Here is a 20,673-nt window from a genome sequence, read left to right on the forward strand (position 1 = left end):
AATGAAAATGGGGCACTACAGAGCCCCATTTTCATATCGTGATCATTTGTGGTCTTTCAATGTGCCTTCATGAAGGAGGCCCCTACTTTTGTGGCAAGTCCTGCCCCCCCCTTTGCCATTGAAGCCAGTTTTCCGACGTTCCCTGACGTTCCACCGAAATCAGCGCCATGTGATCCAATTCCCGGCATGACAACCTGAATACCGACCAGACCCAGGATGAAGAACCAGACCAATGGCAAATACGTGTAGAGCTGAAGAGCTGCAGCACGAGCGTATGATCCATTCGTGGATACAGTCGCAAATATGACATCAACCAGACTGCCCACCCAGGTTGCCAATGCAACGATGGCAGCAGTGAACTCAATCCCAAAATAGAGACCAGCAAGCAGCAGAGTAACTTTGATGTCGAAGCCTCTGAATACCAAGATGATGGGTATAACAATCAGTAGAATCATCTGCGTAACGGCCATCTGAATCGGGATAGACTGACGAAACACGATCGCGTCTGGAGCGTTGACGGCATTAGCAACCGATGTTGTGAATACGGCGATCATCTGAGCAATCTCGCTATCCTCATTGTTGGTTCTGGTGCCCACACTATCTTCAACAACAATCTTTCCGCCTGGCAATTGGAAGGCATCTCCAATTGCTCTCTTGGTGCTACCAATCATCTCACCAGCAAGCCGATATGCGATCTCCTGCTCGGAGAGATCATGCTTTTCCGCCATCTGTTTTAGCATGACAGGAAAGCCCTCAGTATGATTTAAGCGTTGCAAGCTGCTGCTCATCAAATGAACGAAGGCTTGATTGCATCCCAGAATTGTTTGTCCACCCGAGCTTTCACCGGCCAGCCCCAGGCCGGAGGCAACCTCACTATTAACGAGAACCACACTCCCTTCCTTCTTGTACTGAGCGATGAAGTCAGGATGACCTATCCACCAGGTCCCATCAAACTTAGAGCCCTGAGATACTTTGCCGGAAGCGGGCGCGAGACAACTCTTGCCCCACTGTTGGGCTAGTTCACGATCTTGTGGGTTGGTGAAGTTTGCGGTATTCACGTTCGAATTTATTGCTGCGATATCTTCAGCACATGGTGTTGTAGAGATAACCACGTTCGTGGTGATACTGGAAAAGTCATGCACTGCAGCCCAGAACATTGGTACCTTGGTACTCGAACTATTGAAATTCCCCACCATACTGATGACAGAGTTTGTTGGACTTGGCGCACCAGGATCAATGCACGCATTTGCTGAACGTGTGGTGATATTGCTTGTCACATCAATCACTGGAATGAAGGCCAGAATAAACACAGTAAATATTCCGAGTAAGCGCTTCCTTAGAAATTTCACCGCTAGCTCACCGGCATTTCCTTCATCATCCCCCTGGGTCATGGCTTCAACTATAGATTGGACTATAGCCACAAAGAATGGGGCATATACAAGGCCGCTTACACACAGTGCCTCAACTACGACATCCATCATATGCACCCCCATCAAGAGGGTATACGGATCAACCCAATGGTTCGCAATCATGATGATTTACCGCCCGACTTCATGAATGCCTTGCCGGCAGAGTTCGCCATGCTTCCCGCTTGATGTTGGATGCGCGCGCCTGTATTGAGTCCATTGCTTACACTCTGCTCCACTCCTTGAGAAGCACTTCCTATCATCTGGCTACCACCCTTAATGCCTACGTAAGCCATGAGGGCCATCCACAACTTTGGCAGTAAGTCATAGGAGGTGTAACCAACTCTGGTCAAGATGCTCTCTTGCAGCCCAGATACAAATGTTGCAGAGCCTGCCCCTACACCACCGTTAATGCTTGAATAGAAGAATAGGTTGAGGGTGTTATCCATCCAGGTGGCCAGGTTTACAAAGACCAAGGTGAATTCAAGCCCGAAATATGTCGCGCTAATAGCAAGTGCAGTTTTTATGTTGAAACCAGAGAATACCAACAATATAGGCGTTGCCATAATAAGGGCCATCTGCATTACACAGATCTGGATCGGTGTTGTATTCTTCAGCACGATCGTTCCCGGCGCTTTTAGCAAATTTCCAACCGCAGTCCCTAACCATCCTATCATTTCTTTCATGTAACCAGATGCGCTGTCTGGTGCAGCAGAGTGGTCGGTTTCGCCTGCGAATAGGTTTGTTAATTGGGCGCTTGTTTGTGGTTGAACTTTGGCTACCTTCGACATCGCCAACTTCTTTTCTGTCTCTGAGTCCTGCGAAGCGTTAATCAGTATTTCGAGAGACCCTTGTGACTGGTTCTTTGCAGCCTTTACTGCGGCTGCCTCAATATGCTGGTATGCGACATCGCAATTTAGCCTCACTTCACCGCCTTCAGAGAGGCCCACCGGCAAGCCTGCTGCGATAGCGGACTCTCTGCTTATAAGAACCGTATTTTGCTCCTTCTTATAAAACTCACGCAGTGACTGGGACCCAGCCCAGGTAGAGTCATCAAGGCTTCCTCTACGGGTTGCATCACCAACTGCCGGACTGAGGCATGCACGTTGCCAGCTATCAGCAATGGTCTGGTCATAGCTATTCTCAAGATTAGCTGCCTGAATATTCACAGAAGCCATCTGCAAATCCGCAGCACAAGGAGTATTAGCAATAACTGTGTTAGTAAATGTTGAAGAATAGTCATGAACCGCGAGCCACCAAACCGGTACTTTGGTGTAACCGCCTTGAAAATTACCCATCATCATTTTTTGATTTGTTGTTGGGGGCGCCTGGATCCGCTGATCTCCATCACAAGTGTAGTTGCTTATGTTGACATCAAATCTCATCTGGCTGTTAGCCATTGGAACGAAAGCGAGAATAAATACAGGAAAAATGATCAATAGCTCTTTTCGGAGAAATTTCACCGCTAACTCACCGGCATTACCCTCATCAACGCCCTGAGTCATTGCCTCAACAATTGATTTAACGATAGCAACAAAAAAAGGTGCATAAACCAATCCGCTGGAACAAAGAATTTCAGTGATCACCCCCATTGAGTGCACGCCCATCATAAGCGTGTACGGTTCTATCCACTCATTCACAATCATCAGAGCGCCCCATGCATTATTTCAACAGCCGTGAATGCAACACCCATAAGGATTTGGCTTTGCAACAACAATTTCTTCCCCTCTTTTGTCAATTCCATTTTTGTCACACGCTCTATTATTTTTGGGAGTACAATTATTAAGCTTGGCACAATTATCCATTTTGCCACGGTGGCCCAACGTGAAAACTGTTGCCAAGCCTCGCTCTTGGTATCCACGAGAAGGATCAGCAATATCGAGCAAAACAGAACCGCAAGTATATAGAAGATAAAAAGGAGGTATTTTCTCATTTCAGCTCCAAGGGATTTTAGAGAAAGCAACGGATAGGCCGTTGCTTTCTACAGGGAGTTATTAATTTGCAGTTCCAACCGGTAATTCGTTTGTTGGTGTTCTGAACGAACCAGGTTTGTTCTCCAGATTGGCTCTACGCAGGATGTCTATCTGAGCGCTACCGGCGAGCTCTTTCTTGAAACGAAGTTCACGCTCAAGTAGATCCATCTCCTGGATAAGCAGCGCCCTCTTGTGGAGTGCTTCAGACCGAACAGCCTCGTTGTTCGTCACGCTTTCATCCCGTAGACCAGCGTCCATGATCCGCACAGAGTGAAGAAGTTTTTCATATGTGTTGGCCATAGAGATATCGGTCGCCAGAGCAGCCACATAGGCAGCTTGTTCTGTCGGATGAATTTGCTTAATCGCAAGCAACAGATCCCGGGTCATCTTAATGCTTGATGTTGATACACTCTCGAGATCCTTGGCGATGATGCTAGAACTAGGGCGCCTTGCAAGATCGAGTAGTTTGGTATTGGTTGCTTCGAACTCCTTGGCATATGCAGCTTTGGCACCGATACCTCTGTCCTCTTCACGAGGTGATGCATCACTGTCGGTATACATCCTGGTTTCACCCACAACATCCGAGATGAAGGTGTTTGCCTCCCTAGGTGACTTGAATGCGGCCCCCATTCCCATAGCGCTAGTGGCTGATGTAGACAATGGGGAGCTATCGGTCGCGGCTCGTCCAGCCAGTGCGTTGAACCCGGCATATGAGGTATGTTCTGTTACCTTGATCGGTTTACCAACCATTCCTCTCTTCTCAGCGCCGAACTCAACGCCCTTCTTACCGTCATCATAACTCCGTCCGGCCGAACCATCTTTGAAAACGAGATCCTTTAGCTGATAGTTTCCGTTCGCGTGCTTCTTGATGGCCTCTGCATACTCCTCGCTCACAGTGAGATTCTTGAGAGCCCCTGCCGGCAATGCATCGAAAACCCCTTGCTGCATCTCCTGGCAGGTCATTACGTTGGCATTGAAAGCATCTGTAGCCGTCATACTGCCTGACATCAACATGTCATAGACATCGGGATTTGCTCTTTGAATGGCCATCCCGATTAGGCTAGTGGGATTCACTGCAGCCATCAGTTGGCCGACCAGTGATGACTGCAACTGTTTGAAGGCGCCAGAGTTGAAGCTACCAAGCAACTCACTGTTCAAGCTCATAGCAGAACAGGACAGATCTGCATTCCAGCCGGCAGAAGCTTTGCTAAATGGTTCGGTCGACGATGGTGCATCGATGGGCCGGCCACCACCAATCCGCTGATTTATTACGGCTCGCTCATCAAACTGGGCAGCCCAACTGGCCCCACTAAACAAGGCAAGTAGACAAGCCACTGATAGAATTCGTTTTTGCATCATCATCCCCAAGTTCATGAATCAGCCTATTTTAACTTGCATGACTCAGATAAATGGGGTGCGTAAATGGACGTGGATTATCCGTCTTGCCGGAAGTTGCATTGCTTCGAGGTCGTGATACCGTGGCCCCTGCTAATTGAAGGAGTTGTTTTATGGGTCAAATCAAACTTCCAAAGGCGGTCTACTACGATGACCTGAAGCGTGCAGATACCGGGCACGAATCGTTCAGCTACCTTGTCTTGGCGGCTGATCATTACCAAGTGCCGATGGATTGGGATATGAGCTACCCAGAGATGGCGAAAGCGATCCAGGGGCAATTGCAGGCACTAGAGCTTGATTCAGCCGAAGCGTCTGCCCGGGTTGAAGGGCTTTATTGCATGATGGAGTTAATCGCGCTGATCAACCAGAAGCAGCCAGGGGATCACCAGGCTAAGCAGCGGCATGTTCAGAGAGGTGCATTTAAAAAGTGATGAACCCTGAACTCTGCTTGGACCGTGAGGCTATCATTTTCGCTATTGGCGCATACATCAAGTTGAGAGAAAGCAGTGAGGTGGTGGCGTCGAGTAATCTTGAGAGGATTGTTGCGCGTGTTACCCCATTCATTGATGAACCCGATGCGGTTGCCCTGCTCGAAAAATTCATGTCGATTCGGCACACATCATCAACCCGGATGCTGACCGACATTTACGATCTACTGTCTACGGCATGCTGGCAAGTATCGATGGGTCCCGTGATTTCAGGTTCCCGATAATAGAAAAGGCCCCTCGCTAGGGGCCTTCTTAGTTAAATACGATAGAGGAATTTTCCTCTCCTGGCACAGCACTCATACCGTCGCCAAAGTGTGTATAGGTAGTTATGGGTTGGAGAGAAGTCATCCTCGCTGTACTTGAACTCCTCGCTCGCATCTGCCGGGAACGCTTTGCACTCAGTCTTTCCGCGTGGATAGTTTCTTTGCCATTTGGCAGTTTCACCATCCCCTTCACGGGGTGGGACTGGAGCCCACACTTTGGCAGTCCCAGCTGTGTCAGGTAATTTTTGATAGATGTGGGCACTCCATGATGTGACAATATCCGCGGCCCGTTGAGCAATTACCGTTGAACCGGTATATCGATTAGGATTAACAATTGACCCGATCCTGGGGAATATATGCCCGAATCTCTCACTGGACTGAACTATATCACCATACCCACCGAGTGCACTTCCTATAGCCCCGCTCAGTGCATCGCCCCTCTTTGCAAAGATCTTGCGGTTGAAGTTGGATGGAAGCACCAGTAAAGGGGCTTCCAGAAGTCCCATCCGCCATTCCGGATCAAGAGTCGAAACGAAATATGGGTTGAACGGCATGACATCGCTATTACAGAATCCCGACAAACTCAGCATGCTTCCCACGATGTCCCTAAAACCGAGCAAGGCTGGGTTTCCATAGACATTCGTATCGAAGAAGTTCTTATTCGTTGCAGTACCGGTAGGTGAACCTCGGACACCAGTCCCAACATCAAACCCGTGATTCAAACCCCTTGCAAGTGGATCGGTAACTTGTGACATTGGTTTCGTCAACCAGGTGAGCGGGTAAGCCTCCCTGTTGGATACTGTCTCGACTATGACATCAGGGTTGTAATGGCTGACCACACTAGATGTTCTGACCCGACAGTACGGGCCAGCACAGTGAAGCCAGAAGCACACCCCTTTGATTTTGTAGTCGACACAAGCAAGGTCCATTGTGTCCGTTATTAGGTCGAAGATTTCCACCTTCATATCACCGTCAGGAATGGCACTTTTGACGTCCACGGCCATCACCTTCCCACATATGGCCATTAAACACGATATTGCTATCCGCGAGCCTAGAGATAGTTTATTCACTATTCCCCCTTGTCGAGCCGTTCAACTCTCCGCTGCTCCGAATCTTTTCAAAGACCGAGTAGGCCTGAATTGGATCGAGGCCATACACAATCCATTTTTTATTAAAAACAACTGCAGGTACCTTCTCCACATTTAGAGACCGAGCCAACGTCAAAGACTCTGCAGTAGTCGCATACTTTTCCAGGACACTTTTTTTACTCAGCTTCGCGAACCGTTTGGTGGCGATTGCAGCCGCCTCCGCTTCAGAGGCTGGCAGCCCGGCACTCAATTCCATCTCAAGTTTGTAGATTTCATCAATCTGCCGGACGTGCACTGGTACTATCAACTGTTTGGCCAATCGAGCACTTTCCACGTCATATCGAAGGCCATCCACGGTAAAAACATCTACTTGAGTAACCTGAACTTCAGTAGCCTTGGCTTGCGAGTTCAAATACGGGATCAAGAAGGTGAGAGCCATCAGGCATTGTCTTAGCATCTTCCGTTCCTCCAGGCCCTTCTAACCTTTTCTATGCACATCGATGGGCGGTCCGTTGCGCTGAGCTCACAAGCTGCAGGCTGCCCAGTAGTGTTATTAGCCCCGAGCCCTCCGTTCAGAGTGTCTGTGTGCTTCACCCTAGCTCTCTCCCAGACTGCCCAGGGCCATCTTGCCTGCGTCATCAGGAAGCCTCCTGTAGGCGTTGTAGGCGTTGAGAGCGGCTTACTGCGTCTGGATTGCGAGGCCATATCTTTAGCCCTCGCTTGCGGTTTAGCTCTTGGGCCATCATCTCTGCAGCCTGGTACTGGGATGACAGCCCATACTGTTCCATCATGGAACGCCGTTCGCTCTTTTCGTTCGGGTCTGTCATGGCCAGAGTCAAGAATATTGATGGCGGCACCTGGCGAACCAGCATCTCGCCAACGGTCTTGGGGTTCCCCATCACAACACCCTCTGTGTAGGCCCGCTGCTGCTTAGAGCAGCTCAAGATCATGACTTTCTGCTCAGGGGTTAGATTTCGGTACTTGCTAAGATCTTCCACCTCTTTGAATTCCATATTCAGCAAGAACCACCACTCGAATAGACCAAGCACCTTCTTAATGTCATCACCTTTGGAGAAATCCTCTACGTTCTGAGTGGCCAACAACATCCAAAGCCCAATCTTACGGGCAACTTTTATTGCAAATGCAATCTGGTACCCAAGAAGGGGGTTACCAGTGTAGAGGTGAGCTTCATCCACGATGTTTACGACATCACGGCGTTGGTTCTGTGTCTCTTCTGCCTTGTTAATTACTCTCTGCATGTAGCCAATGTAAGCAAGAGCAAGCTGAGCTGGATACCGGTCCGAACCGTAAACGCCAACATCAAGCACAGTTACATCGGCATCAGGCCAGGGTTCACCAACGGTGTTGAACATGCGAGCATCCAGCTCGCCAGTGCAGTACATCTCGAGAGAGGCCGCCAGCTCTTTTAACCGAGTGCGCTGGTCAGGTTCCAGCTTGGCCTCCCGTTCCGCAATGTCGTGCATTGCGTCTCGAACATCCTGAGTCAGCGTTTTCTTTCCTTCACGAAGACTCTTAATCCCTGCAGCAAGAATGGCTGCACGCATAAGTGCCTTATCCAGCTGGGTGATCCGGGCGAATGCCTCCATGTTACCGCCCGTCACCATGATGTAGAGAGACTGCTCCATTTCACCAAGGGGATCCCGTGGTGCATCATCCTCATCCTCATCCTCATCCTCAGCCGGCGTCTCATGCTGTGCTGCCATTGCTGCCGCCTTAGCTTTCGCCTTGGCTTCTTCGATTTGCTTCACAACTTCGCCGGCATCGAGGAATGGGCAGAGGGAGAACTTGGCAGACTTATTGATCCGCATGTAGTTAACCGTCAGACCGTGCTGGGCGAAATATTCACTCAACAGCTCAAACGACCCCCCCTTATCCAGGATGAATAGCCGCGGCCGGTGCACTGCCATCACCGAGGCAGCCATATAGTTCAACGAGGCTGATTTACCTGAGCCTTGGGGTCCGATAACCACGCCATGAGCAGCCCGCACCCGGTCTTTGCCAAACATATCAAAGGTAAGGGGCTCACCCCCTCGATTCCATACTACGAGCCCTGGATTCCCAGTTCCCTGCTCGCGCCCAAAGATCGGACACATGTTTGCCAAATGCTGGGAGTAGTAGAGCTGCATGTACTGGCGCTTCGTATCCAACTCAGGCTGGAAGCAACCAGGTAAGTGAAGCGGGTAAGATTCCGTGATCAAGGGGTCTGTGGAGGCGTCAAGCGCCATGACTCCATTGGAGAGGAGGTTGTTTTTGAGCGACTTGCATCGGTCCTGCAAATCAACCAAGTTTTCACCACGCACGTATACCCCCTGCGAGGCATAGAATACGTCCTGATCGTTCTGACGTTGAATTTCGACTTCATTAAGGGCCTGCTGTGCTCGTTGCGCCTCCTGAGTCTCCCCTTTTTGGGCCGAACTCAAACTCATGAGGTGAGAGTCAATTTTCGTTGGACTGACAAAAATAATAGTCTGAACAAGCATTGCACCGGCCGGGACAGAATCCATGAGGCAGCTCGAACGCTGATTCTTCCCCGTACCCTTGGAAACCTCACCTGTCAGTTGCCCCATATCCGGAGCCTGAGTTAGCCCCTTAAAACGCATGAATGTATGTGGTATATCATCAAACCACCAACACCCATTATCAGGGTCAGATATAGGCTCAGAAAATAAAACACTTTCAGCAAGATTAAATCCAAATGGCTTGTCCATTTTCCGCTTAGGGTAGCCTACCAACCGATAAAGGGCCTCACGATCACCGTTAGTAATAGGTGGGTTGGGATTAAACCAGTCCGTTAGCCACCGAAAAACAGTCTCGCCGTCTAAGCGGCGGATCTTTACGCCAGAAGATGACAACAGGTGAGAAAAACGATCCGCAACCTCGTTGATGTCATTTATTGGGTCGAAGCTTACCGACTCCATTTCTATCTTCGTGCAGCGCCGGTAGATTACGCAATAAGTGCGCCGCATTTGGCCACGCCATTGCTTGCCCGTAACCTGAACATCCTTAAATATACCTTCTGCTTGGTTAACACCACGGAAATGCTCCTCGAGCACATCAAGAAACTGTTCCGTGAATTCAGTATCACGGACTTCTTCATGGATTGATGAATAAATGTCGTCGACATATCTGTACAGGTCATCGTCCTTCCAAGAATATATCTGAAGAACCCAATCAGAACCTCCATGGGCAATCCCAAATGCTTGCTTGAATGCGGCTTGAAGAGTATTTCTAAGCTCGGCGATTTGATCTTTAGAGCGCCCCTCTGTTGCAATTGGAGATGCAGCAAATACTACTGCTTGAGAATAACAATCCTCAAGCATAAAGGTTTTACTTTCTTCTAGATACTCGGTAATTGAAAGCCTATCGGCAAAGCTATTTGGATTTCGTCGATAATGTGACTCTACCAGTTTCTGCGTGACCGGCCCAAGCTTTCGAGCATAAGATGGCTTACGGGACTCCTCAACATAAATAGACTCTTTGGTTTCGTTGTCAACTTCAGGCCGATAATTGCTGTGCTTCAGACTATCCGTATCAGATGACTTATTAGCCTGTGGAATAAAAATATCTTTAATTTCCTGAAATAAGCTCACGAGTTCACCTTAGTCTTGATATTGCTGATTATCTGTCGCAATCTTGCTCTGATCATACCGAGTATCCATTAACGGATAGAGCTCACCAGGTAGAGCGTACTCGTCACGTTCAAACATTTTTGTTTCCGTGATGTAAGCAGGAACTGGGGAGCGCCCCTTACCAGTCAGGTGAGCAGGAACAAAAATAAACAGCGTTGGGTTAGGGAGGACCTGATAACGTGGTTTTGGTGAGTTATGCAACTCATACACATCAACGTCAGGTTGGACTCCGACCATCTGAGGTGTCGTCATAATTCGATAATCCCGTGCACTAGCACCACCACCCATGGTCTGATCAAACACCATTTCTGCGGTGATGTCAGATTTTGGAATTACATTGTCCTTGCTAGCACAACCAGCAAGAGCGGCGTTAATCAAAACCACGATTGTTGCTATAGTGATTTGTTGGTTGAACATGGGATACCTTGCGTCCTTTTTTATCGTAATCGATGTCAATTTGGCTGGTCAGATGAATTTCAACTCTGGTTCCAGGAGGTACGTAAACAGCGTCATATGCCCCTTGCTGGCGTTCAGCAAGAGCATCAGAACCGGATTGGACTCCCTTTCCGATACCTTTCCCAAGCATGTAGTTTATGCTGTTACTTTCACCAACAACTGAAGAACTAGAACTTCCATCAGTATTCTTCGTAATCTCTGCTTGCCCATTCGCAAATGCCTCAGCCATCCCGGCAAATGTATTAATTCCCATTGTCTGAGCTAAATAGGACGGTAAGTTAGTAATGTACTTGCCTGTTATGCAAGGTACTCCCTGGTAATCCGCCAAATAACCAAGCCCCTCGCCTTCTTCTTTGCCTTTGCTAGAAACAGTGCGAATGGTTCCATCAATAAAGGTGTAGGTGACGCTGTTTATCTGTCCATATAGACACTTCAGGGTGTAATCACCTCTTGCCAATCCGGATACAACCATCCCTTGAAGATTTGGGATTTTGATACCGTTGGTGGCCAAGTTTTTTTGACCGACTACAACTTTGAATGGGAATGGATCAGTTACTTGATTATTCAGCGGCACTCGTCCGATTAGTGCTGTAGCACCTACAGAACCGAGAAAACTGGAGTTCTCAGGAATTGTATAAATCGGAACCAAACTATCCTTTTCCTCATCATCCGAGCGAGTCATCAGATTTGAGTTTGTATTCCTTGATGTGTGCAAATTCCGATACCCGGAACCTTTAAATTTAGGATACTTGATTACGTCTTTCCCGGTCTGTTCATCAGTTACTCGCTGAGCATCTGATGGGATAATCCACTCCACCCCCTCGTCGCCATCTGCAGGGAGTGATGCAGAACCAACAGATTGAGATCCGCTACCATTCGGGTTAAAGAGGTTTGGCACTGTAGGTAAGTCAATGGTTTTCCTTCCATTACCTGCTGGCGCTTCATCTTGTTCCAACCCGAAGTCTTTCCCTGGTTTGGCTCGTTCTGGGTAAGGGTCCACGACAGTCTCAACCGCTGGCTGATATGGTTCTGAATTCTCGCTGGGTGGCAACTTCGACTTCAGAGCGTCTAATTCTTGCTTCAGAGCGATAATAGTCGGGTTTTCGGTCTCAACAGGCGGAGCAACAGGAGGCTGTAAGTTCTTTGAAGTGGTACTCCCCTCTTCCACCTGTACTAGGCGAGAGCTCAAGTCTGTCACCGCTTTAGCTAATGCTTCAACAGATGTTTCCGGGGTATCCGCATCAGCACCAAGGCGTGTGTGCCTACGCTCAATTTTAACCTTACCCTCACCCTCACCCTGCTCTGCTTTAATAGTGTCAGCATGGTTATCCTCTGGAGCAGTGAAGGTCTTGTATCCAACTACGATTGCGCCGACTAACACCACTCCAACACCAATTTTGAGCATTGGGTTTTCCCCTACCATTACACCACTCATCTATTGCTCCCCAGGCGATCATACTGATTCACTTTAGGTTTGGATGACGCCACAGGAGCCCATGGAGCAGGGCTTTCATACCGGGAGTCGCTGAAGGGGCGATCTGAGATTACATAAAGCATGGTAGTGTCTCCAGGAACATTATTCTGATTCAGCTGGATATGTTGTGCCGCTGCATACGCATACTGCATATTCAAATGAAATGGGTTCACTTTGACCGGTGCAGACTTACGGTTAACCAATTTTATAGCGGTCAAATACTGGCCTGAAGTGCTTTGCCAAGCAGCGATTGGAGTCGCATCGAAAATACCATATGAGGTATCGATAAATAGATCTCTCATATCTTCAGCACTATTTAGTGCAGTTCGGTTCAATCTTGGGTCGTTGGTTCGTAAACGTGGAGGGGCATAAAATTCCCTTGCGGCAAACTGAATCATTTCCTCTGGAGAAATGACGCCATCGCTAGATGTATCGAATGGTGTACCAGCGAGGGGGTTTTCAACAACCGGAGCCAACTTCTGTGAGTCGGCACCAGTCCCTGAGTAGGCCTCAGTTACAGCACCTGTTCCGGCCTCAGACCCTGGTACGGAGATCAGTACTTCATCAAGCGGAGCGCCAGCCCGTGGCACTGCAACGAGCTCGAGCAACACAATGTCACCTGAGTCATTCAACTTCACCTTTACTTGTGTCGGAGCAAACTCTTCCTGGGCAGTTAAATATAGCGTTCCCTGCATACTGTCTGCATCAAGTTTACCGGCGAGCGAGCGAGGGCGTCCGAACACAACATGGTCAGGAAAATGTATCAGGCGTTGCTCCCCAACTTGCAGTGGGACCTTGATCGGCTTACTGCGCCATTCAATTGGCTCGACAGCAAAAGCGGAGCAGGACATCACGAGCGCTAGGCTAGACGCAAGGATACTTACTTTCATCACTATTCCCCCCCCTCAAACTCAATCCGCAGAGGTTGATTTATGGAGATGATTCGCATGTTGAATGGGTTGCACACAGATCCAGAATTGTCAGCGGCAACACGAACACGATATCGGAGAGCGTGATCCTTCACCTGCGTTCCCTCTAACGCTTCGATCAGTCGCAAGTCCAAATCAACATCCCAGATTCCCGCACCAACTGAAGAAACTGACCCTTCAACATCCTTTAGATTTGTAATTTCGCTTAAGCGACGAGTTCTATTTGCAGACTGGCCATCGCTAACACGGAGTGCGTGCAAAGCGAGCTGATCACTTTTTACATTCTCTGATATATAGCAAGCGTAGCGGTTAAGATTCTCTGGCATTTCCTTGTCGCCATTTTTTTTCCAATAATTTATTGACCTGACAACTTCACTAGCGAAAAGGTACACATTAGGCTTTGGTATGGTGTTGCTGTCAAACTGTGCACCAGCCGATAAATCAGGTGGGATGTGCACAGTAATTTCATTCTGACGGAGTGCACTTATGAGCATGTGAGCTATCAGGATGAAAAGTAAAACTCCTGATACGAGCTGCCAGTCCTTAACTCTGGCATCGCTTCTATCCAATGCATTTCTCGCCCTACCTTTATTACGACTAAATACATTGTTCATTATCACTTCCTTACCGGGCCAATGTAGTTAATGTTTTTTCGCTTAGACAGACGAGTGTCCCATTTGACTTTTTCTGTCATCATCCCGTCAAATTTCATCCAGCCACGTTTTTGGGTGTATCGCTTTAACTTGAGCCACATCAAGGGACCGTGCATCTTTTTGGCTGATTCAATCTTCCCTGCTATCAAGGGGATTACGCCAAGGCTTACAACCATCCCAATAACAAAGCCTATTAGCCCTATGCTAAAAAGTAGGGAAAATACAATTGCACTTGTACTGCAACAGATAGTAATTGCAGTACATGTGACAATTAGCAACTCATCAATTGTTAGCCCTTTCCATAGTGCCGGCTTTTTATCAAGTCGCTCTAAGGTAGTCTGTATTGTGTGCTCTCGCCCCATTTTAGCAGCCTTAAATAATATTAAGCGCCATAACGCCAAGTGATATCCCAAGTGCAACCAAAAGTGCACCTGCCACGATATTGCTTACCAAATCACGCCAAGTTACCTTGCTACCTTGCTCACCGATCTGGTGATACTTTTGCCATGCGTTCTTCGCAACCGTTAACAGAAGAACTACGATGAGCAGCATGACTAAAAGGTTCACTCCCAGCAGGACAAGACTGATAACAAGATCATGTGGCTGTTCGCCGGCTCCATTTCCATTAGGAGGAGTTATTGTAGGTATCCCTACAGCAACGGCAGGAAATGAAATAACTGTAAGACAACAAGCCTGCGCACTAAGCCTTCTCATTTGCATACTCCCAACTTAATAGGCAGGTAGTACCTGCCTATTATAAAATGTCTAATTAGCTGATAGCGCTCGCACCGAACACACCAACTGCATAGTTGGCCATAGCAACACCAAGACAGATCAGCAAAGCCCCGGCAACCAGGTTGCTGGCCAAATCACGCCAAGTGACCTTACTGTTTTCCTCCCCCAGTTGGTGGTATTTTTGCCAACCGTTTTTTACGACGGTAATGAACATGAGCGCAACCAGTAAAAATGAAATTATCGTAAGCCCCCATTTAAAAAGGTTTACTATCAATGCGAACGGGTCATTGCTAGCCGAACCACCAGGGGCATTTATTGTAGGCAGGCCTACCGCATTAACCTCACCAGCCATGAGAGCAGCCATAATACATACCCCCCTCAATCTATTTCTATTATTTTTCATTGACATCCCTATACTCCTCATTAAAAATTATTAATGCACTATTGCCTGAACAACTAGCAGGACCAAAGCGCTCAATATTACGGCGGTAATAACAGCCTTAAACATCCCATAATATGTTACTTTGTCCGTCCCCAACCCTTGATAACAGGCATAGGCTACGAATAGAATAAATATGAATGCAGCTGCGTACATACTGCCTTGAAGCAGAATTGATGTTTGGGTGAATGTGGAATTAGCTCCGACAGCAGCCATGCATTGAGAGACATTTCCACCTGAACAAGAAGCGCTCATTTCTTATACCCCATTGGTGATGCGCGTTCGCGAGACAAATTTGCGTCCGGCCGGGGTAACGCATGCGCTCTTTGGTAGTCCGTGTAGCCACCATCCAAGGGGACTATGGCGGCAGGATCCATGGGCGCAGCCAGGTATTGCAAGATCCCATCTTCGACGGTGTTTAGGTCAGCACGAATGCTTCGATACTCCATTCGTAACCGACTCTGGTTGTTCACGCCCGCGTTCTCAGCTTCATCAAGTAACTTGTTTACCCGGATCAACTGCTCACGGACACGGCTCAGGATCTCACGTTCTTGCCACGCATCGGCAAACGATGCTGTGGAAAAAAGCGCCAATACCCCAACGCTGATCACCGTCTTAAACAATCTCACTCAACACTCTCCATTTGCTTGGATCCGTGGCACCGTAAAGAGCTAGTTCCCGTAGGTGCGATCTCTGAGGCGTGGCATGTTTGTCAGTCAACAATCCACAATGGGATTCTACCTCGGCGCCTTGGGATAAAATGAGCGCTTAAAATTGGGGGGGTTTTCTAGCAGGGGTGGCAAGAGCTTTGGATGCTTCGCTTCATAAGGTGCTATCAATAAAAAAGGGAGGCCTGGCCTCCCTCATTGCATACTGTCATTTTGAACCAACAGATATCAGGCTGATGGCGCCTCACTTAACTGTGAGACGACGGGCCATTGCCACCAGTGCCAGCCCTATCAGGCCAACTGGACCAGTTGAACCACCGCCACCACCGCCATTTTCTGTAGGTTCCGGAGTCGGGGTCACAGGCGTTGTCTTTTTATTCACCTCAACCGGGTCGCTACCTGTAATGAACAGCTTGCCGCTTCCCTTCACAACAACGGTGCACTCCTCAAGAGGTGCAGCCGTCCCGCTTTTGCAGGTATTCGATTCAATTGAGAGATCACCTTCGGTATAGGGGGCAAAAACTTCCGGGTCCTTGTGGAAGGACTGCACCTTGATCGTAACAGCCCCCTCTCCTTTCACCTCAGCCGGATACGACCATGCAGCGATTGTTTCAAGCATCCATGCCGTGGTTTCTGCTTTATAAAATGCTTGGCACGATTGAATGAAAGTGCCATCCCCTTGACCAGCAGATCCTTGAATTACCCCCCAGACCCCAGTTTCATTATAACAAGGGCCACCGGAGTCCCCAGGCTGCGAGGTGCCGGTACCAATCCCGTTTACAGTGTCATATTTCAGTTCGTATGCATCAGGTGACCATCTTGCGTCTGCTTTGCCTACTGTCTCATTGGACGCACCTTTCAGTATTCCACCAGAGAGGCTTGACCAGCCTGCAATGGATTGACTGGAACCGACCACGGGTTCGGTGTTAATAACTTTTGCTGTCGCTGGCATTATTTTATCAAGCTCCAGCAATGAAACATCATATACACGCGGTACACTACCATCGTGCATTGGATGAATTATAGTGCGCTTAATATTTGCGACAGTAGCATCGATGTTACTTACAGTCTGGCTGGTCAAATCACCACAGTGCGCAGCTGTTATGACCCATTTCCCGGCAATTACTGTACCAGAGCAGGTCCCCCCAACCCGAACAAACTCGGGTTTTTTAATTTCAGCGCCATTATAAATTGCATGCGCAGGGGAAATGGCTGACAAAAGCAGCGCGGCAACAACAGTTTTTTTCATATCATCCCTTTTTTTAAGTTTATATTTCATTGCCAATGACGTTCTCATAATATTATCCAGATTTATTATATTCGTCTCTAATTGAGATGCATCCTGCTGAGAAGCCAGACCATACTTTTTTGCTCTTCGTTCTTGTGTAGATCCATAAAGTATACCAAGTCTGACCACGGTAGCGTAGTTACTTCTTGCAATCTGTTCCCCCCATTTACCTTGCTGATTACTCTAACCCACATGTCGATGCCGCCGAGGAAATCGTCCTAGCTGGCGCCACCATGGCAAGTTTCTTCCTACTCTGGTTAGCCCGTCTATCCAGCTGGGGACAGCATCCTATGTTGCTATTGGATAACGGCCAAACCGCTTATCTGTGCTAATTATCCCATGAGTTGCGCCAATGCAAATTTGGCCACCTTATTAACCCGCGCCACCCAGCAGTCCCAGTTCTACCCCAAGAATTCAGCCGACAACTGTCCGAGGCCAACCGCCAGTACCGAGCTGATCGGCATTCAAGCAGTCGGACAGCCTCCACACCAACTCAACCACACTAATGGTATCCCCTCGGTACAGTACAAACCAGCTGGACAGCGGCACCTAGCTCTTAGCAGGCTCGCCTGATCCCACCCCCCCGCACCGGCCTGGCTCTACACCAAAGCCAGATCCCCACGGGAGCCATCCAGTGCAGCGACCCAAGTCCCGCCAGACCGGCGGCCCGGGACATCGAGAAGATCGCCACCACCTGCAGCACTGGCACGCCCGGCTGTCCACACCAGAACCACCGGCCAGGGGCCCACTAGGTACGGATCCTCATTAATACCTAGCGAAACAAGTGGCTGAATTGGGCGCTAGCCCTTTTCCGAGGCAGGGATCTTGGGGGAAGAGATGGCGTGCACCGCCAATGAGCAACGGCATGCCCAGCAGCTGGCGCCGGTGACGATCCACATGTGTGGGGATTCCAACGGTCGCCAACTGATGGTGAGCGCATCCAGCGGCCAGCAACAACAGGCGGTGACCGGCGGGCAGAAAGAAGCAGCCCTTGCTGATGCAGGTGATCGCGCAAGGCAAGCTGCCAGCAGCAGCACGTAACGAGCAGCGATAAAAATTGGGGCCGCGATTTCCCTTTGCATTGGAGGTTAATAGCCAACGACGCCGGCATAACCAGATACCTTGTTGTGAGTTCCATTTCTCCCACCGCAGGGTTTGTTCAACGCAGTTCCAGCTAACTATTTACTTCTATGATTGCAATTTGCTCATTTGAGCTTGTGGTTAAAGCCACAAGCCCTGTTCTACAGGCTGAACCCCACAACTCGCTTTAACACAGGCGCACCAGTCCAAACCCCTTCGCCCCGCAGTGTCACTACTCCTCCAGACCGGCTCACTCTAATGAGAGCGTCATAGGGCCGGTCAGCATTTTCCCCACCTCGGTTATAGATTCGAACATCCCCTCTACTCACGGCGTCCTGGAGGTCGAACATCAACTGAGTAATTCCTCGACCATCCAGATCAAAGCTCACATAGAGCACATTGACGGTTGTAGGCACTGAGATGTTTACTGCAGTGGACGATCCGCTATACAGATCAACCCGCCCCCCCGAACCAGAAAACGAGGGATTGACAGCGGCAGCATAGGCCTGGGCCCACAGGGTATCGTAAGTCGCCGGAGAGGAAGCCCAAACCTCATCTACACCAGAGAAAGCCTTGCCACAGAAAAGCGACGCGATCGCAACGATTGCCAATTGATTTCGGGAAATGGCATTATTGACATTAGGTTTCATTTGATATTCCTTTTTGGTGTAATTCTGAACCATTTATTTGCTGCATTGTTGCTGAACCAAAACGGATGCGTTTGACGGAGCAGGAATAAACCATGCCTGGGTTCCATCCTGATCAGTCTCCCATATCCGGACGAAAGCTTTCGTCCCATCAAATCGGCCTTCAACAGCTCCCATGTTGTTAAACGGGAAGCCGTTTTTGCTGTATGACAGAGGAATCACGTTTACTTTGCGAGTTCCACGATGAATAGGACAAGAGACAAGAGATACGACTTGGTTATTTTGTTGCACAGTACCCCAGGCCAACCCGGAAAGTACGGTGCGGTTTGTAAGGCCGGAAATAGAAAGATCCTTTACGTTCTCGATGGCATAGCCGGCAGCATTCATGTCACCCTTTAGCGCCCTCGAACCATCAAGCATATAGAAGTTGTCGTGAGAAACCTCGGTTCCTGGTCGACCTATTTCAGCAACTATATTTGTGCCAGAAACGGTAGCAAAAGGCAGTGAGGATAGTAATGCAGCGGCAACTTCATTTCTTTGGTCTGCTGGAACCCTTGCAAGTGGAATCGTCAACTCAAACCGTGGAATTGTTGGGTTGCCAGCTACACCATACGTTCTGACAGAAATAGCATCACCCCAGAGGGTCTCAGTCATTGGCCGGCAGTTACCCGCACTCGCGTCACTTGCGGCACAGTTCCTAATGTATCCTTCATTAATTAGCACCTGGACAGAGGATGGGAAGTTTGTCGGCGTAATAGTATTATTACTCTTTGCCAAAACCTGATATCTTTCCGCTGCTTTTGAAAAAAGATCAGTAATACGATTTCCTTGTTGTTCCGCAGCAGATTCTATTCTTTGCTGTCTCATTTCATTGTAAATGATCATGCCAACGAAAATTAAAACTGGAAGCACCACTGAAAGTTCAATGAGTGTAAATCCACCCTGATTCCTACGCATTACTTGTCCCCAATCCCATGTGCCCAGCAATTTGTTGAACTCCTATACATTTCTCCAAACGAAGATAGTCTCGGAGACTTAATAGGAAACTGATAAGATAATGAACTACCTGACATGTAATCTGCACCAGAATCAGTATATAGCTCGCCAGCAAGAGCGGTATTTCTAACATCTATAGAAACTACGACATAAACAGGCTCTCCCCCGCGATACCCAAAAGCGAAACTTGTCACCCACGGAGCAGGATATACCGATGATTGGGGCACCCCTGTTGTAATTAAATCAGCATGTGAAATACTTATGCCAGTCAGGCAACCACCTGATACCTTAAGTCGAAGCGCTGAATTTACACCAGAATTCACATCAGAGGCTATGCCATGAACCTTTATAGATTGCTCAGCTATGTCTGAAGTATACCAAATAGCAGCCACCCCAAATGAGATAGTGGCAATGACCGCTATAGCCACCGATAACTCAATCAAAGTGTAACCACTACATTTTTTCATAAATTGACCTGTCATATACTAAAACAAGGAGGCGACTAAGCCGCCTCCTTAACAATGATGCTCTACATCGTTCCTTTAACACTGCTGCCGGTGACGGTAATAGTTGTGCACCCTGTAGCCGTCTGACAACGCCCTGTTGTCATCGGAGCTAAGGTATCAGCAAGGTCAGTTATGTAATCTGCCGGCAGGCCCGCCATAGTGATATCTACGAGGCTGGGGTTGGTCGTGTTTGCTACAACAGTGATATCACCACCAAATGCATTTGCAGCCTTACCATCTTTGGCTGTACCACAGACACTGGCATCAAGCAGCTTAGAACCCGTCGCACACAAGACGCTCATACTCACACCATTCTTATTCGGTCTTCCTTTTTTCCAACGTTCCGTCGCAGTTGTGATTTGCTGCATCTGCTTTATGAGAGCCTCTTGCTTGGTTTGATATTTTACGCCTTCAGCAACTTGCAGGACGACCACCAAGAGAACAGCTGCAATAGCCACCACAATGGAAAACTCGATCAGTGTGAAGCCGCCTTGTTTTTTGGAAGCCATGATTTTATTGTTCTGGTTATCGTATTTCAT

22 protein-coding genes are annotated in these 20,673 nt (G+C 48.6%); 2 read left to right on the forward strand and 20 right to left on the reverse strand.

The features are described 5' to 3' along the window. Positions 1-56 precede the first annotated feature (56 nt). The 4 genes from OKC28_RS10445 to OKC28_RS10460 form a co-directional block, all read right to left on the reverse strand. Positions 57-1,481, reverse strand: coding sequence for a conjugal transfer protein TraG N-terminal domain-containing protein (locus tag OKC28_RS10445; protein WP_157669179.1), 1,425 nt, complete (start codon positions 1,479-1,481; stop codon positions 57-59). 47 nt (positions 1,482-1,528) lie between these two features. Beyond that, positions 1,529-3,052: a conjugal transfer protein TraG N-terminal domain-containing protein gene (locus tag OKC28_RS10450; RefSeq protein WP_088814080.1), complete on the reverse strand. Its 1,524-nt coding sequence runs from the start codon at positions 3,050-3,052 to the stop codon at positions 1,529-1,531. Beyond that, a complete protein-coding gene (locus tag OKC28_RS10455) occupies positions 3,052-3,339 on the reverse strand; it encodes a hypothetical protein (RefSeq protein ID WP_088814079.1) in 288 nt (95 codons plus the stop codon). Before OKC28_RS10455 ends, OKC28_RS10450 begins: the two co-directional genes overlap by 1 nt. A gap of 61 nt (positions 3,340-3,400) precedes the next feature. Next, complete coding sequence (locus OKC28_RS10460; protein ID WP_088814078.1) at positions 3,401-4,741, reverse strand: hypothetical protein; 1,341 nt, start codon at positions 4,739-4,741, stop codon at positions 3,401-3,403. Positions 4,742-4,887: 146 nt separating this feature from the next. On the opposite strand from OKC28_RS10460, the gene OKC28_RS10465 reads away from it, so the two are divergent. Then, on the forward strand, positions 4,888-5,205 hold the full coding sequence (locus OKC28_RS10465) for a hypothetical protein (protein ID WP_088814077.1): 318 nt from the start codon (positions 4,888-4,890) through the stop codon (positions 5,203-5,205). Positions 5,206-5,518: 313 nt separating this feature from the next. Here the strand turns inward: OKC28_RS10465 and OKC28_RS10470 are convergent, their stop codons facing one another. The 12 genes from OKC28_RS10470 to OKC28_RS10525 form a co-directional block, all read right to left on the reverse strand. Next, positions 5,519-6,595, reverse strand: a complete 1,077-nt coding sequence (locus OKC28_RS10470) for a TraU family protein (RefSeq protein WP_157669178.1) — start codon at positions 6,593-6,595, stop codon at positions 5,519-5,521. Further along, the gene (locus OKC28_RS10475) at positions 6,588-7,070 is read right to left on the reverse strand and encodes a DUF1525 domain-containing protein (RefSeq protein ID WP_088814072.1); all 483 of its coding nucleotides are present in this window, start codon (positions 7,068-7,070) and stop codon (positions 6,588-6,590) included. Before OKC28_RS10475 ends, OKC28_RS10470 begins: the two co-directional genes overlap by 8 nt. 181 nt (positions 7,071-7,251) lie before the next feature. Next, the gene (locus OKC28_RS10480) at positions 7,252-10,224 is read right to left on the reverse strand and encodes a conjugative transfer ATPase (protein WP_088814070.1); all 2,973 of its coding nucleotides are present in this window, start codon (positions 10,222-10,224) and stop codon (positions 7,252-7,254) included. 9 nt (positions 10,225-10,233) lie between these two features. Continuing rightward, positions 10,234-10,680, reverse strand: a complete 447-nt coding sequence (locus tag OKC28_RS10485; RefSeq protein WP_157669177.1) for a hypothetical protein — start codon at positions 10,678-10,680, stop codon at positions 10,234-10,236. Beyond that, the gene (locus tag OKC28_RS10490; RefSeq protein WP_088814068.1) at positions 10,634-12,154 is read right to left on the reverse strand and encodes a TIGR03752 family integrating conjugative element protein; all 1,521 of its coding nucleotides are present in this window, start codon (positions 12,152-12,154) and stop codon (positions 10,634-10,636) included. Before OKC28_RS10490 ends, OKC28_RS10485 begins: the two co-directional genes overlap by 47 nt. Beyond that, positions 12,151-13,083, reverse strand: coding sequence for a TIGR03749 family integrating conjugative element protein (locus OKC28_RS10495; RefSeq protein WP_088814066.1), 933 nt, complete (start codon positions 13,081-13,083; stop codon positions 12,151-12,153). The genes OKC28_RS10490 and OKC28_RS10495 overlap by 4 nt, the downstream gene beginning before the upstream one ends. Before the next feature lie 2 nt (positions 13,084-13,085). Next, complete coding sequence (locus tag OKC28_RS10500) at positions 13,086-13,736, reverse strand: DUF2895 family protein (RefSeq protein ID WP_088814065.1); 651 nt, start codon at positions 13,734-13,736, stop codon at positions 13,086-13,088. Positions 13,737-13,738: 2 nt separating this feature from the next. After that, entirely contained in the window at positions 13,739-14,176 is a 438-nt protein-coding gene (locus tag OKC28_RS10505; RefSeq protein WP_157669176.1) for a DUF3487 family protein, read from the reverse strand. Continuing rightward, positions 14,148-14,489, reverse strand: coding sequence for a DUF2976 domain-containing protein (locus OKC28_RS10510; protein ID WP_157669175.1), 342 nt, complete (start codon positions 14,487-14,489; stop codon positions 14,148-14,150). Before OKC28_RS10510 ends, OKC28_RS10505 begins: the two co-directional genes overlap by 29 nt. Positions 14,490-14,544: 55 nt before the next feature. After that, positions 14,545-14,919 carry a DUF2976 domain-containing protein gene (locus OKC28_RS10515; protein ID WP_157669174.1) on the reverse strand — a complete coding sequence of 125 codons (375 nt, stop codon included), beginning with the start codon at positions 14,917-14,919 and terminating at the stop codon, positions 14,545-14,547. A 281-nt stretch (positions 14,920-15,200) separates the two neighbouring features. Further along, positions 15,201-15,578, reverse strand: coding sequence for an integrative conjugative element protein, RAQPRD family (locus tag OKC28_RS10520; RefSeq protein WP_088814057.1), 378 nt, complete (start codon positions 15,576-15,578; stop codon positions 15,201-15,203). A 283-nt stretch (positions 15,579-15,861) separates the two neighbouring features. Further along, positions 15,862-16,914 carry a trypsin-like serine protease gene (locus tag OKC28_RS10525; protein ID WP_088814055.1) on the reverse strand — a complete coding sequence of 351 codons (1,053 nt, stop codon included), beginning with the start codon at positions 16,912-16,914 and terminating at the stop codon, positions 15,862-15,864. Positions 16,915-17,742: 828 nt separating this feature from the next. Here OKC28_RS10525 and OKC28_RS10530 point away from each other — a divergent pair. Beyond that, on the forward strand, positions 17,743-17,946 hold the full coding sequence (locus OKC28_RS10530; protein ID WP_088814054.1) for a hypothetical protein: 204 nt from the start codon (positions 17,743-17,745) through the stop codon (positions 17,944-17,946). Positions 17,947-18,146: 200 nt separating this feature from the next. Here OKC28_RS10530 and OKC28_RS10535 read toward each other — a convergent pair whose 3' ends face one another. The 4 genes from OKC28_RS10535 to OKC28_RS10550 all read right to left on the reverse strand — a co-directional run bounded on the left by OKC28_RS10535 (position 18,147) and on the right by OKC28_RS10550 (position 20,673). Beyond that, positions 18,147-18,635: a hypothetical protein gene (locus OKC28_RS10535; protein ID WP_157669171.1), complete on the reverse strand. Its 489-nt coding sequence runs from the start codon at positions 18,633-18,635 to the stop codon at positions 18,147-18,149. Between the two features lie 33 nt (positions 18,636-18,668). After that, on the reverse strand, positions 18,669-19,589 hold the full coding sequence (locus OKC28_RS10540; protein WP_157669170.1) for a prepilin-type N-terminal cleavage/methylation domain-containing protein: 921 nt from the start codon (positions 19,587-19,589) through the stop codon (positions 18,669-18,671). Continuing rightward, positions 19,589-20,095 carry a pilus assembly FimT family protein gene (locus OKC28_RS10545; RefSeq protein ID WP_157669169.1) on the reverse strand — a complete coding sequence of 169 codons (507 nt, stop codon included), beginning with the start codon at positions 20,093-20,095 and terminating at the stop codon, positions 19,589-19,591. The genes OKC28_RS10540 and OKC28_RS10545 overlap by 1 nt, the downstream gene beginning before the upstream one ends. 62 nt (positions 20,096-20,157) lie before the next feature. Then, complete coding sequence (locus OKC28_RS10550) at positions 20,158-20,673, reverse strand: prepilin-type N-terminal cleavage/methylation domain-containing protein (RefSeq protein WP_088814048.1); 516 nt, start codon at positions 20,671-20,673, stop codon at positions 20,158-20,160.

This window comes from Aeromonas sp. D3 (assembly GCF_027705025.1).
Taxonomy (GTDB): domain Bacteria; phylum Pseudomonadota; class Gammaproteobacteria; order Enterobacterales; family Aeromonadaceae; genus Aeromonas; species Aeromonas salmonicida.

What these genes read in the sequence shown, in the direction of transcription:
- OKC28_RS10445 (WP_157669179.1), bottom strand. Translation starts at nt 1,481, where the DNA reads ATGATGGATGTCGTAGTTGAGGCACTGTGTGTAAGCGGCCTTGTATAT.
- OKC28_RS10450 (WP_088814080.1), bottom strand. Translation starts at nt 3,052, where the DNA reads ATGATTGTGAATGAGTGGATAGAACCGTACACGCTTATGATGGGCGTG.
- OKC28_RS10455 (WP_088814079.1), bottom strand. Translation starts at nt 3,339, where the DNA reads ATGAGAAAATACCTCCTTTTTATCTTCTATATACTTGCGGTTCTGTTT.
- OKC28_RS10460 (WP_088814078.1), bottom strand. Translation starts at nt 4,741, where the DNA reads ATGATGATGCAAAAACGAATTCTATCAGTGGCTTGTCTACTTGCCTTG.
- OKC28_RS10465 (WP_088814077.1), top strand. Translation starts at nt 4,888, where the DNA reads ATGGGTCAAATCAAACTTCCAAAGGCGGTCTACTACGATGACCTGAAG.
- OKC28_RS10475 (WP_088814072.1), bottom strand. Translation starts at nt 7,070, where the DNA reads ATGCTAAGACAATGCCTGATGGCTCTCACCTTCTTGATCCCGTATTTG.
- OKC28_RS10485 (WP_157669177.1), bottom strand. Translation starts at nt 10,680, where the DNA reads ATGTTCAACCAACAAATCACTATAGCAACAATCGTGGTTTTGATTAAC.
- OKC28_RS10490 (WP_088814068.1), bottom strand. Translation starts at nt 12,154, where the DNA reads ATGAGTGGTGTAATGGTAGGGGAAAACCCAATGCTCAAAATTGGTGTT.
- OKC28_RS10495 (WP_088814066.1), bottom strand. Translation starts at nt 13,083, where the DNA reads ATGAAAGTAAGTATCCTTGCGTCTAGCCTAGCGCTCGTGATGTCCTGC.
- OKC28_RS10500 (WP_088814065.1), bottom strand. Translation starts at nt 13,736, where the DNA reads ATGAACAATGTATTTAGTCGTAATAAAGGTAGGGCGAGAAATGCATTG.
- OKC28_RS10510 (WP_157669175.1), bottom strand. Translation starts at nt 14,489, where the DNA reads ATGAGAAGGCTTAGTGCGCAGGCTTGTTGTCTTACAGTTATTTCATTT.
- OKC28_RS10515 (WP_157669174.1), bottom strand. Translation starts at nt 14,919, where the DNA reads ATGTCAATGAAAAATAATAGAAATAGATTGAGGGGGGTATGTATTATG.
- OKC28_RS10525 (WP_088814055.1), bottom strand. Translation starts at nt 16,914, where the DNA reads ATGAGAACGTCATTGGCAATGAAATATAAACTTAAAAAAAGGGATGAT.
- OKC28_RS10530 (WP_088814054.1), top strand. Translation starts at nt 17,743, where the DNA reads ATGGCGTGCACCGCCAATGAGCAACGGCATGCCCAGCAGCTGGCGCCG.
- OKC28_RS10535 (WP_157669171.1), bottom strand. Translation starts at nt 18,635, where the DNA reads ATGAAACCTAATGTCAATAATGCCATTTCCCGAAATCAATTGGCAATC.
- OKC28_RS10540 (WP_157669170.1), bottom strand. Translation starts at nt 19,589, where the DNA reads ATGCGTAGGAATCAGGGTGGATTTACACTCATTGAACTTTCAGTGGTG.
- OKC28_RS10545 (WP_157669169.1), bottom strand. Translation starts at nt 20,095, where the DNA reads ATGAAAAAATGTAGTGGTTACACTTTGATTGAGTTATCGGTGGCTATA.
- OKC28_RS10550 (WP_088814048.1), bottom strand. Translation starts at nt 20,673, where the DNA reads ATGAAATACGATAACCAGAACAATAAAATCATGGCTTCCAAAAAACAA.